The organism is Arthrobacter sp. D3-16 (genome assembly GCF_054408515.1).
Genome location: NZ_CP096437.1, coordinates 3,947,252 through 3,959,597, shown reverse-complemented (window position 1 = coordinate 3,959,597; position 12,346 = coordinate 3,947,252). Strand labels below are relative to the sequence as shown.

The following is a 12,346-nucleotide window of genomic DNA, read 5'->3' as shown; positions in this document are numbered from 1 at the left end:
GTCCCAATCAAGGGGTGGGGGTGACGCGCAGCCAGACGTACTGGCGCGGCAGGAGCGTGACGCTCTCGTCGAGTTGCAGCGCGGCTTCGGAGAGGAGGTCGACGGCGGACGCTGAGAACCCGGCGAAGATGTCAGCAGGAAGGGTCTGCGGTTGGTCGCTGAAGTTGGCCAGTGCAAGGATCCGGGTGCGTTCCCCGGGCCGCTGGTACGCCAAAACCCCGCGGTTGTTGGTATCGAAGTCGATGAGGCGGGTTCCGGCCAGCTCGGGGGCGGCGGCCCGGACCTGGATCATCCGCTCCAGGCCGGCGAAAACCGCGCCTTCAGGAGTGGACGGGTCAAGGCGGCGTTCGTACTGCTCTTCCGGATAGCGGGGCCGGTGCACCCAGCGGCTGTCGTTTTCATGGCCTGGCTCCCGGTCGTATCCGTAGTCGTTGACCTGGGCCACCTCGTCGCCCAGGTACAGCAACGGAATACCGCCGGTGCTGAAGGCAACGGAGTGGGCCAGCAGGATCCGTTCCACGGCCTCGGCCGGGTTAACCTCCATTCCGCACAGTGACGCCGTCGTGCCTGAGATCCTGCAGTCGCCTGTCTTGGGGTTGTCCTGGAACGGAACCCCCCGGGCGAAGCTGCCGGGGAAGCGGTTGACGTAGAACGAGTTCAGGAAGCGGCGGTGGTCAAAGCCGTTGATTTCCAGCCCGGCTGCGTCCTCGTCTGCCAACGTCCAGCCGATGTCGTCGTGGCTGCGGACGTAGTTCACCCAGGTGGTGCCCTCCGGGATGTTGTGCCGGCGCTTCAGCGCCTGGGCCAGCAGTGAGACGTCGCGGGTGGCAAGGGACTCCCAGATCAGGGCCATCTGCAGCGGGTTGTAGGAGATCTGGCATTCGGCGGGGTCGATATAAAGTGCCACCTCGTCCGGATGCACGATGGCCTCGGACTTGAACAGCAGCGACGGCGCCGCCAGCCGGCATACGGCGTTGAAGGCCCGGAGGAGAGTGTGAGCTTCGGGAAGGTTCTCGCAGGGGGTGCCGAGCTGTTTCCAGATAAAGGCCACGGCATCCATGCGCAGGATATCCACGCCCTGGTTGGCCAGGAAGAGCATCTCGCCGGCCATGGCCCGGAAAACGTCCGGGTTGGAGTAGTTGAGGTCCCATTGGTAGGTGTGAAACGTGGCCCAGACCCAGCGGCCGTCCTCCAGCTGGATGAAGGACCCGGGGTGGTCCTCGGGAAAGATCTCGCGCACGTTCTGCTCAAAGGCGTCGGGCATGGTGCGGTCCGGGAAGATCCAGTAGTAGTTGCCGTACTCCGGATCGCCCGCAGCGGCCCGACGCGCCCACTCATGTTCGTCGGAGGTGTGGTTGAAGATGAAATCCACTACCAGGCTGATGCCGCTGGCCCGCAGCTCGGCGGCCAGGCCACGGAGCTGTTCCATGGTGCCCAGCTTCGGGTTCACCTCACGGTAGCTGGAGACCGCGTAACCGCCGTCTGAGTGCGGTTCCGGTGCCAGGAACAGCGGCATGAGGTGCAGGTAGGTGAGCCCCAGTTCCTTGAAGTACGGAATCCGGGCCCGGACTCCTTCCAGGTTTTCCGCGTACCGGTCCACGTAGCAGACCCCGCCGAGCATGTCGTTGGAGAGGAACCAGCCGCTGCCGGCTTCCCGCTCGGCGTCAAGGACCTTCAGTTCGGCGGGGCGTTCCTGCCAGGAGCGGGCGCTCTGGAGTACAAGGGCGGTGAGCTGTTCCGCCCAGTCGTTGCGGGAACCGTACAACGAGTGGAAGAGGCGGTGCAGGTCGGGGAAATGCCGGTGGAACCGCTGCTCAAAACCGGCTCCTGCTTCAATGCCGGCTTTGGCAATGGCTTCGACGACGTGCTGCCGAAGCATCTCGTCATCACCGACGAATTCCTGCATGGAGGGTCCCCTTCCGGCCACCGGCCGGCTGGTCCGGCAGGCACTTGTTATCGGAGTATCCCATGCCGCGCTGCCCGGGTTTCGGCACGTATTGGGCTAGAAGGTGGCGAGGGCACTGTAGAACGCGCGCAGGGCAGCCGTTGGCTGTCCGTCGGTTTCCGTGGATTGGACGTGGTGCTGGGGGAGCGCCGCAGCGGTGAAGCGGCGCCGCCTAATCCAGCCGGTCGGCCAGCACCGGCTCCAGGTCGGCCGGGCGGGCCGGGCGGGCTGGGCGATGCTGGAATTGCGCGGTGGGGTGGGCATTCTGCGTCCCTTGCTGGTGCATTTTGAGACTGCTGGCCTAGATGGTTTTCGTCCAGATGCTGTCGGCTTCCGCGCTGCGTTCCACGGCGTGGAGTACCTTCTGTACCTGGAGCCCATCTGCGAATGACGGTTCCGGACGACGGCCCTCTGCGATGGCTTCAACGAAGTCCTTTGCCTGGTGGGCGAAGCCGTGCTCGTAGCCCAGGGTGTGTCCAGCAGGCCACCAGGCAGATAGGTACGGGTGGGCGGGTTCGGTAACCATGATGTTGGTGAAGCCTTGGCGGGTGCCGGGAGCCGTTGCATCGTAGAAGCCGAGCGAGTTCATGTTTTCAAGGTCGAAGGAGACGGCCCCCGTGGAGCCCGACACTTCAATGCGCAGCGCATTCTTGCGACCCGTGGACATCCGGGTGGCCTCGAATGAGCCGACTGCGCCGGCGTCGAAGCGGCCGGTGAACAGGGCGAGGTCATCGACGGTGACGTCGCCACGCTCTGCAGCGGCGGAGCCTGAGAGCCCGGATGCTCCGGCCAGCAGGGGGCGCTCGTGGACGAAGGTGTTCAGGATTCCACTGACCCCGGTGATCTTTTGGCCAGTGATGAACTGGGACAGATCGACAGCATGTGCGCCGAGGTCGCCGAGTGCGCCGGATCCGGCGTGGTCTTTCTGCAATCGCCATGTCAGGGGGGCTTCAGCGTCAACCAGCCAGTCCTGCAGGTATGCAGCACGCACCTGGCGGACTTCACCGATCGCTCCGGACAGGACGAGGTCCCTCGCGAACGCGGCCGCAGGAACGCGGCGGTAGGTGAAGCCAACCATTGCCATGACGTCCTTGCCCGCGCGGTCCGCGGCCGCTGCCATTGCTTCAGCTTCTTCAAGGGTGTTCGCGAGGGGCTTTTCGCACAGGACGTGCTTGCCTGCCTCCAGTGCAGCAATGGCAATCTCGGCATGGGACCCGCCGGGAGTAACGATGTCTATCACGTCAATGTCGTCCCGGGCGATGGCCGCCCGCCAGTCGGTAGCGGTCTCTTCCCAACCCCATTTCCTCGCCGAAGCCTCCACTCCGCGGGCATTGCGTCCCACGAGGAGCGTCATCTCCGGCGTGGCCGGCAGGTCGTAGAATCGCGGTGCCACCCGCCATCCCTGCGAATGGGCGGCACCCATAAACCCGTGTCCGATCAGGGCAACCTTGAGGGGTGGTACGTCGTTCAGCATGTTTCCTCTTTGTCCGGCGGCAGTTGTATAAACGGTTGAACGGAGGTGGGGCGCCCCTGCCAGCGGCAGGAGCGCCCCACTTATCGCGGTCCTACGATGCGAAAGCAGTCGGCAAGTACTGCTCGACGTTCTCCCCGGTGACAACCGGGGCGTTCAGGACGATGCGCTTCGGGACTTCAACTTCCACGAGGTCGCTCATGGCCTTGTTCTGGGAGATCAGGCGGGCGAGGCGGACACCGTCAGCTGCCTGGGTCGAGGGGTAGATAACGGTTGCCTTCAGGACGCCCTGGCCGGACTTGATTTCGTTCATGGCATTTGCCGAACCGGCACCGCCAACCATAAAGAACTCTTTGCGGCCTGCATTATCGATTGCGGCCAGGACGCCGACGCCCTGGTCATCGTCGTGGTTCCAGATGGCATCGATTTTCGGTGCTGCCGACAGCAGCTGCGAGGTGGCAGCTTCGCCGCCCTGCACGGTGAAGTCAGCGGCTACGCGGTTGTCGACGTCCAGGCCGCAAGACTCCAATGCGTCCTTGAAGCCCTTGCTGCGGTCCTGGGTCAGGGGCAAGGAGTCGATGCCGGCGATCTCGGCGACGACTGCATCCTTCTTGTCCCCGAGCTCTTCACAGATGTAGGTGCCGGCGCTGACACCCATGCCGTAGTTATCACCCAGGATCGTGGTGCGGGCAGCGAAGGAGCTGGAGAATTCACGGTCTACGTTGATGACGGGAATGCCGGCCTCCATTGCCTGGGTGGCAACGGGAGTGAGGGCGGCGCCGTCCGTGGGCAGCAGGACGATGGCGTTGACGCGGTCGTTAATGAACTGCTCGACCTGGCTGATCTGCAGGTTGGCGTCATTGGTTCCTTCGGCAACCCGCAGCTCCACGTCCTGGTACTTCTTTGCCTCGGCAATGGCGGCGGAGTTGATGGCGCCCAGCCACCCGTGGTCTGCGGCGGGGCCGGAGAAGCCGATGACTACTTTGTCACCCTGTGCCTGGTTGCCTTCAACCGATGCGTTGGTGGGCTGGGTGTTGGTCTCGCCCGCGCCTTCTGTACACCCCGTAACAAGGGCGCCAACAGCAAGAAAGGCAGCGGTGGTGACGAGCATCTTCCGGCCCGTACGAACTGCAAGCATGTGTATCTCCTCAATGAGTTAAGTGCGTCTCCGCGTGGTGCAGCATGCTCTTTCATGCCCGCTACTTTGCGTGACTGCCCTCACAATAACAGAAGATTGTGAGAAATCGGCGAAGTTATACCGATCGCCGACATAATGTGTTAGGTTCGTCGCATGTTCGAAGAAGATCAGCCACAGCCGTTGCTCGAAGTTCGGGGACTTACCAAGCGCTTCGCTGGCGTCCAGGCGCTGAAAGGCGTCGATTTGCAGGTACTTCCCGGGGAAGTCCATTGCGTTATGGGTCAGAACGGGGCCGGTAAATCCACCCTCATCAAGACACTCGCGGGCGTCCATCAGCCTGACAGTGGAGAAATCCTCTGGGAGGGCAAACAAATTACGCTGCCTGGTCCCACTGCAGCACTCGACTTGGGCATCGCCACGATGTACCAGGAGCTCGACGTCGTCGATGGGCTTTCGGTTGCCGAGAACATCTTCCTCGGCCACGAACGCGCCACGGGGGGCGTCCTCCACGTGAAGAAGGCGAACGCGGTTGCGCGTACCCTTTTGAAGCGGCTCGGGCACGGCAGCCTGTCGCCGTCCACGGAAGTCGGGACGCTTTCCGCCGCCAACAAGCAGATCGTCAGCATGGCCCGTGCACTGTCGCGGGATACGAAGCTGATCATCATGGACGAGCCCAGCGCCATCCTCGATTCCGGTGAAGTTTCCAACCTCTTCCGCGTGGTCCGGGAACTTACGGCCCAGGGCATCGCCGTTGTTTACATTTCCCACCGCCTCGAGGAAATCCGGCAGATTGGCGACCGCATCTCGGTGATTAAGGACGGGCGCAGCACGGCGAACGGCCTCAGCGTCACGGAAACACCCAAATCGGAGCTGATCCGCCTGATGACCGGGCGTGAGGTCGCGAATGTGTTCCCGGAGAGAAAGCCCCTCCCGGCCGACGCTCCCGTGGTGCTCGACGTGGATAACCTTGAGCTTTCAGGACACTTCGACAAGGTCAGCTTCACTGTCCGCGCGGGTGAGATCATCGGCTTCGCCGGATTGGTGGGCTCGAAGCGCTCCGAGATCCTTGAAACCATCTACGGTGCGCGCAAGGCCTCGTCGGGCAGGGTTTCGGTAAATGGCAAGGTTCTCCGGCCGGGATCCGTTACATCGGCGGTCAACGCTGGAATCGGTCTTTCGCCGGAGGAGCGCAAGAGCCAGGGGCTCATCCTGGACGAACCGATATTCAAGAACGTCACACTGTCCACCTTTGAGCGGTTCGCCCGTGCAGGGCTCCTGGACGAATCAGCTGAACGCCAGGCGGCGCGTGAACAGATCACCGCGCTGGAGTTGCGCCCAGCTGACCCGGAGCGGCCGGCCCGCACGCTCTCAGGAGGTAATCAGCAAAAGATCCTCCTGGCCCGCTGGCTGGTGCACGGCACCCCGGTGCTGCTGCTGGACGAACCGACCCGTGGAGTCGACGTCGGCGCCCGCTCGGAAATCTACCAACTCATCCGCAAACTCGCGGCAGCCGGAACGGCAATCATCGTCGTATCGAGCGAAATCGAAGAAGTCCTGGGCCTTGCCGACAAGGTACTGGTCATCGACGACGGCAACGTCCTCACCCAAACCAAAGCAAGCGATATAGACGAGCATGGAGTGCTCGACCTCGTCATGAAGGGAAGTGCCGCGTGAGCGAGCAGATTACCAAGGTGGCTAAACCACAACCCGTGGCACCGGCCGGCCACAGCACCCCCCAGGCCAATTCCCTGAAGAAGTTCATGGAGGGATCCGCCGGCCGCAGTATGGGGCTCGTCATCGCTCTTGCGCTGCTCTTTGTCATAGGCGCCGTCACCAGCGGGGACCGGTTCCTCAGTGTTGAGAACGTGCTCACCATCCTCAGGCTCGCCTCCATTACCGGCGTGGTTGCTATTGGCGTCACTTTCGTTATTACTGCAGGCGGCATCGACCTTTCCGTCGGCTCTGTCCTGGGCCTGACCACGGTTGTTGCAAGCCTGGCCAGCATCCAGCTTGCCGCTACGCAGTCGTCTTGGCTCCTCATTGTTGTCGTTGCCCTTGCAGTCGGCGTCGCCGCAGGCCTGATCAATGGCCTTGTCATCGCCTATGGCAACGTCGTGGCCTTCATTGCCACGCTGGCGGTGCTGGTGGGTGCGCGGGGTCTGGCCGAGCTTATTTCCGGCCGACGTACCCAGATCGTCAGCAACCGCGACTTGCTGCAGGTCATGCGGGCTGAATTCCTCGGTGTCCCGATCCTGATCTGGATCTTCGTCCTCGTAGCCGTTGCGGGTTGGTTCCTCCTGAACCGCACCACTTTCGGTCGTCGCACGGTCGCTATCGGCGGAAACCTTGAAGCATCCAAGCTGGCCGGTATCAAGGTGAAGCGGCACCTGGTTTACCTGTATGTGCTTTCAGGACTCGCGGCCGGTATCGCCGGCGTCATGATGCTGGGGCGTACCACGGCAGGAACGTCCACGCACGGGTACCTTTTGGAATTGGACGTCATTGCTGCAGTTGTTGTCGGTGGAACATTGCTCGCCGGCGGACGCGGCACCATCATGGGCACGGTTCTCGGGGTGCTGATCTTCAGCACCCTGACCAATGTCTTCACCCAGAACAACCTGGATACTTCCGTCCAGGCGCTCGCCAAGGGCCTGATCATTGTCGTCGCAGTCCTCCTGCAGCAGCGCTTCGCAGCCCGCGGTCCACGCAAGGTGAAAAGCTAGGTCCGCCTGGCGGCGGGCATAAGCGGACCCCGGCATCCCGGGAGCCAGGACGAGAAGCGAAGGGCGGCGCAGTGAACTTCCTGAACGTGGACTACCTGCTGAACGGCAGCAGGGACCTCGAGTTGGTTGAGGATGCGCTCCAGCGATTCTTTGCCGACGCGAAGCTGCGCGCTGTCTCCGTAAACGCTGCCTATCTGGGCCTTTGGGAAGCACTTGAAAGAGCAACCGCGGGCGGCAAACGCTCCCGCCCGCGGTTGGTCATGCTGGCGTACCGCCAGCTTGGCGGCACTGACTTCTCCAGCGCCGCGGAGCTCGCGGCCTCGTACGAACTCCTGCACAGCGCGCTCATCATCCACGATGACGTTATTGACCGGGATTTCGTTCGGCGCGGCACCCCCAACGTGTCCGGCCACTACAGAAACAGGGCAGTGCGTGCCGGTGAGAGCCCGGTGGCCGCAGACCATGCCGGGGTCTCGGCCGGAATTCTTGCCGGGGATCTCGCACTGTCCAGTGCTTACCGCCTGCTGAGGGCCATTGACGCGCCGGCCTCAGTGCAGCACCGGCTAAACGGGATCCTCGATGAGGCAATTTTCTCTTCCGTGGGCGGGGAGGTTCTGGACATCGAGTTCAGCCGGACTCCTGAAATGCCTTCACTGGAGGACATCACCAAGACGGCCCACCAAAAGACTTCGGTCTATTCGTTCGAGGCGCCCTTGCAGGCGGGCGCCGTGCTGGCGCAGGCCCCGGAACCGGTTGTGACTGCACTGACTGCTTTTGGGCGTTACGCCGGCATCGCCTACCAGATCGCCGATGACGTCCTGGGCGTCTTCGGCAAGGAAAGCCTCACCGGGAAAACCAGTTGGGGGGACCTCAGGGAGGGCAAACGGACGGCCCTGCTTTCCTACGCAGCCACCCGGCCGGAATGGAGCAGGATTGCTTCTCTCATTGGATCCCAGGAGATGACCGCAGCTGATGCCGAGTACGTGCGCTCCGTTCTGGTGTCCTGTGGGGCAAAGGACTACGCCATCAAGCTCGCCACCGACAATGCCCACCTTGCCGTGATGCACCTGGAGTCCGACGGAGTGCCGGATGCCGTGCACAAGTGCCTTGAACGAATGCTGTTCGCTCTCATCTCCAACGTGGAGTCACACTAGCCGGACCGGCGTTCCCGCCTCGTAGATCCTGCCTGGTCTGCCGTTATCATGAAAGAACAAATCCGGCACCGAGGCGATCTGCCAGGAAGGACCTGAACCGGGGTGGAAGGGAAGACGTCGGCTATTGTCGTGGTGCCCTGCCGTCGCCGTACAGTTCCTCATTGGATTGCTGGCGATGCAGCCGGACAAGTTGCCGCGGAATGACTTCGCCATCGCACGATGAACGCGTTCGGCGCACCGTTGCCGGTACTAACCTCGGAAACAACCGCGATTCAACCCGGCAGCATAATCTTTCCACCGTGCTGGGCCTGGTTCACTCGATGGCTGGTGTCTCCCGCGCGCAACTAACGCGGGCCACCGGGCTCAACCGGTCAACCATTGCGGCGCTTGTCGGTGAACTCGTCCACCTCGGCCTGGTCGTCGAGAGCGACCTCGACCAGGCACAACAGCACGGCCGCCCCAGTATCATGATTGAGCCAAGCCCCGGCGCACTGGCACTGTCGGTCAACCCGGATATCGACGTCGTGAGCGTTGCGCTCGTTTCCCTCGGCGGGCACATAGTGAACCCTGTCCGCTTCCATACCGTTCGTGCGCCCTCGGTAGCGGAAGTGGTGAACATCGTGACGGCGGTCTACACCGGGATGCGCACTTCGCTGCCCGCCCGGAGCCGGATCGTCGGCGTAGGGCTGGCCATACCGGGGCTGGTAGATCCCGTGGATGGCACTGTCATCGAAGCGCCGCATCTTGGCTGGCGCGACCAGCCCCTCGGGGCACTCCTTAGCGACGCCCTGAAACTCCCGGTGACCGCAGCAAACGACGCCGTTGCCGGTGCCCGGGCGCAGGCCACCTTCGGTGCGGGCCGCGACAGCCAGGACCTTGTCTACCTTTACGGGGGTGCGAGCGGCATCGGCGGAGGCGTCATCAGCGGAGGCCGCCTCATTCGCGGTGCCACCGGATTCGCCGGCCAGCTTGGTCACACTCATGTGCGCTCGGGCGGCACCGCCTGCACGTGCGGATCGTTCGGCTGCCTCGAAGCCGAGATCACCCGTGAAGAGCTGATCGCCGCCGTCGGCCTCCCGGCAGGTGAGATGGAGAACCTCGAAGAAGCCGTCTTGGAGAAACTGCAGGACGAGTCTGCGTCCCGTGAGCTGCGGGAGATTATCGACCGGCAGGTCCAGCTGCTGGCCGTCGGGTTGAAGAGTGTGGTCAACCTGCTGAACCCGTCGCTGATTGTCCTGGGCGGGTTCCTGCGTATCCTCGTCCGTGCCGCACCGGACGCGCTCAGCGAAGCGCTGCGCACTCCCGGAACGCGGGGCCCGCGGGAGAGCGTGGCCATCGAGTTGGCGCCCCTGGGCGAAGATCCCATCCTCGTCGGGGCCGCGGAGCTGGCCTTTGAACCCCTCATCCGGGATCCCGCAGGCTTCCTGCGCCCACAAGACGACGACGCCGCCGCGCCGGTTCCGTCCCCGTAGCTTCCAGGCGGCTGGCCGGCACATGAAAAAGCGGACCCTGTCCCAGCTTTGGCTGGGACAGGGTCCGCTTCCTTCTTATGGCCGGTGGCCCTTATTTCGATGGCACTGGTACTCGGACGAGCATCAGTTGGCTGCCATCAGCACTACCTCGGCGGTTCCGGTCAGCGGCGCAGATGCGGCGTCCCCGGCGTCGGTGTAGCTGGCGCTGAAGACGGCCGAGAGGTCGTCAACTGCGGGGTCATGGCCCTCGGGGACGGTAGTGGTGAGGGTGCCGACGCAGCCGGAGGTGGTGGTCTGCGGGTGTCCGTGCGTGTGGTGGCCCAGGATGTAGGTCACCTGGACAAGCGAGCAGTCGACCGGCTGGTCATCCGTGACGCGGACCTCGTAGCTGACGGTGTCGCCGAAGCGGAAGTCCTGGCCTGCGACCGGGGTGATGAACTCAACGACCGGTGCCTGGTTGCCTACCTCGATTGCCACCTCTGCGGAGGAGTGGCGCCCGCGGTGCTTGCCGCCCAGGTCGGTGACCTTCAGGCTCGCGGTGTAGGTTCCGATTTCCTCGTAGGTCCATTTGGGGTTTGCCGCCTCGGAGTCCACGACGCCGTCAGAGTTGAAGTCCCACTCGTAGCGGATCTTGTCGCCATCAGCGTCAGCCGTGCCTTCGCTTGAGAACTGCACGGTCAGCGGTGATGCGCCCGCAGTCGGGGTGCCGGAGGCTACTGCCACGGGGCTGTGGTTGCCACCCTCGCCGATGTAGTCGATGCGGGAAAGCTGCGCGTCGGGGTTCTCGCCGAAGTAGCCGTCGCCGTATTCGAGGACGTAGAGGGCACCGTTGGGGCCGAACTCCATGTCGATCGGGTTGTCGACCACGAGTGAGTCGACGACCTTCTCAATGGAGGCGAGTTCACCGTTCTCCAACGTCATGCCCTTGATGTAGTCCCGGGTCCACTCGTAGAAGAAGGACTTGCCGTCGTAGTAGGAAGGCCAGGCGACGGGGGCGTGGCCCTTGGTTGCCTTCTCGTCGAACTCATAGGCAGGGCCGGCCATCGGGCCGATTCCGCCGGTTTCCAGCTCGGGGAACTGTGCTGAGGCGCCGTAGGAGTACCAGACCTCGGGCTGGGCTACCGGGGGCAGCTCACGCAGGCCGGTGTTGTTCGGTGATTCGTTTACCGGAGCAGCACAGTTGAATGCTGCACCGGAGGTGCTGGTCGCGAAGTCGTAATCGACGTAGGGCAGTTCGGCGGTGGCGCAGTAAGGCCAGCCGTAGTTAGAGGGTTCAGTAACTGACATCCACTTGCCGGTGCCTGCAGGGCCGCGGAGGGGGTTGGCCGAACGTGCGTCAGGCGAGTAGTCGGCGATGTACAGTTCGCCGGTCTTCTGGTTGAGGTCGACGCGGAAGGGGTTGCGCAGGCCCATCACGTAGATTTCGGGCCGGGTCTGGGGAGTGCCAGGCTGGAACAGGTTGCCTTCGGGGATGGTGTAGCCACCGCCGTCCTTGGGCGTGATGCGCAGGACCTTGCCGCGCAGGTCATTGGTGTTCGCGGAGGTCCGCTGCGCATCGAGCGCGGGGTTGCTGGTGGGGCGCTCATCGATCGGCGTATAGCCGCCCGACTGGAACGGGTTGGTGTCGTCACCGGTGGAAAGGTAGAGGTTGCCTTCGGCGTCGAAAACGATGTCGCCGCCGACGTGGCAGCAGATGCCGCGGTCGACGGGCACTTCGATGATCTCCTGCTCGGTGGCCAGGTCGATGGCGGAACCGTTGAACTGGAAACGGGAAAGCACCAGGGAGCCCTTGAACTTCTCAAAGTCGGCCGCCGTGCCGCTGAAGGGTGCGTCACCCTCGTTGACGCCGGGGGTTGCGGGATCATCCACAGGAGTGTTTTGCGGCGGCGAGTAGTACAAGTAGACCCAGTTGTTGCCCTTGGTCCCAAATTTGGGGTCAAGCGCGATGCTCTGCAGGCCCTCTTCGTCATGCTGGTAGACGTCCAGGGTTGCCGCCAGGGTGTTCAGGCCAGTCTTTGCGTCATTGAGCCAGACTTCGCCCCCGCGGGTGGTGTGCAGGACGTCGTTGTTCGGAAGCACGGCCAGGTCAACAGGCTCACCCGGACCGTCGTTGAGAGTTACCTTTTGAAAGTTGGCATCAGGCGGAGCTACGTCGGGGGCCCCGCCCTGCTGGGCCTGCGCCGGTCCGACGGCAAAGGAGGTGGCGATCAGGGCCGCCATGGCCAGACCGGCACCTGCTCGCGCTGAACGTCTCCTTGTAAAGCCGGTGGCATCGGCCGGATGCCCGGAAGCTTGCGCTTTCCCGTGTCGATTAAGTGTCATCGTTCACTTTCTTCTCGTCATTGAGGACCCGGACCAGCCGGACTCAGGTCTCTTAGAACGCTAATGGAAGGATGTCTCGTTTAGCTAGTGGTTTCAGAAAACAAAATTGATGAAATCTTGA

The 12,346-nt window shown here is 63.3% G+C and carries 9 protein-coding genes; 4 read left to right on the top strand and 5 right to left on the bottom strand.

Annotated elements, in window-relative coordinates; translation table 11 throughout:
• Window positions 1–7: 7 nt before the first annotated feature.
• From M1D32_RS18505 to M1D32_RS18490, 4 genes are all read right to left on the bottom strand, one after another.
• A complete protein-coding gene (locus M1D32_RS18505; RefSeq protein WP_458780075.1) occupies window positions 8–1,906 on the bottom strand; it encodes an alpha-amylase family glycosyl hydrolase in 1,899 nt (632 codons plus the stop codon).
• Window positions 1,907–2,002: 96 nt separating this feature from the next.
• Window positions 2,003–2,209, bottom strand: coding sequence for a hypothetical protein (locus tag M1D32_RS18500; protein ID WP_458780074.1), 207 nt, complete (start codon window positions 2,207–2,209; stop codon window positions 2,003–2,005).
• Between the two features lie 37 nt (window positions 2,210–2,246).
• Complete coding sequence (locus M1D32_RS18495; RefSeq protein WP_458780073.1) at window positions 2,247–3,419, bottom strand: Gfo/Idh/MocA family protein; 1,173 nt, start codon at window positions 3,417–3,419, stop codon at window positions 2,247–2,249.
• A 91-nt stretch (window positions 3,420–3,510) separates the two neighbouring features.
• Window positions 3,511–4,554, bottom strand: a complete 1,044-nt coding sequence (locus M1D32_RS18490) for a substrate-binding domain-containing protein (protein WP_458780072.1) — start codon at window positions 4,552–4,554, stop codon at window positions 3,511–3,513.
• Window positions 4,555–4,707: 153 nt separating this feature from the next.
• Here M1D32_RS18490 and M1D32_RS18485 point away from each other — a divergent pair, with 153 nt between their 5' ends.
• The 4 genes from M1D32_RS18485 to M1D32_RS18470 all read left to right on the top strand — a co-directional run bounded on the left by M1D32_RS18485 (window position 4,708) and on the right by M1D32_RS18470 (window position 9,903).
• Window positions 4,708–6,228: a sugar ABC transporter ATP-binding protein gene (locus tag M1D32_RS18485; protein WP_458780071.1), complete on the top strand. Its 1,521-nt coding sequence runs from the start codon at window positions 4,708–4,710 to the stop codon at window positions 6,226–6,228.
• A complete protein-coding gene (locus tag M1D32_RS18480) occupies window positions 6,225–7,277 on the top strand; it encodes an ABC transporter permease (RefSeq protein WP_458780070.1) in 1,053 nt (350 codons plus the stop codon). The genes M1D32_RS18485 and M1D32_RS18480 overlap by 4 nt, the downstream gene beginning before the upstream one ends.
• A gap of 71 nt (window positions 7,278–7,348) precedes the next feature.
• Complete coding sequence (locus tag M1D32_RS18475) at window positions 7,349–8,431, top strand: polyprenyl synthetase family protein (protein WP_458780069.1); 1,083 nt, start codon at window positions 7,349–7,351, stop codon at window positions 8,429–8,431.
• 200 nt (window positions 8,432–8,631) lie between these two features.
• Window positions 8,632–9,903, top strand: coding sequence for an ROK family protein (locus tag M1D32_RS18470; protein ID WP_458780068.1), 1,272 nt, complete (start codon window positions 8,632–8,634; stop codon window positions 9,901–9,903).
• A 123-nt stretch (window positions 9,904–10,026) separates the two neighbouring features.
• On the opposite strand, the gene M1D32_RS18465 is transcribed toward M1D32_RS18470, so the two are convergent.
• Window positions 10,027–12,123 carry a PQQ-dependent sugar dehydrogenase gene (locus tag M1D32_RS18465; protein WP_458780067.1) on the bottom strand — a complete coding sequence of 699 codons (2,097 nt, stop codon included), beginning with the start codon at window positions 12,121–12,123 and terminating at the stop codon, window positions 10,027–10,029.
• Between the last annotated feature and the right edge of the window lie 223 nt (window positions 12,124–12,346).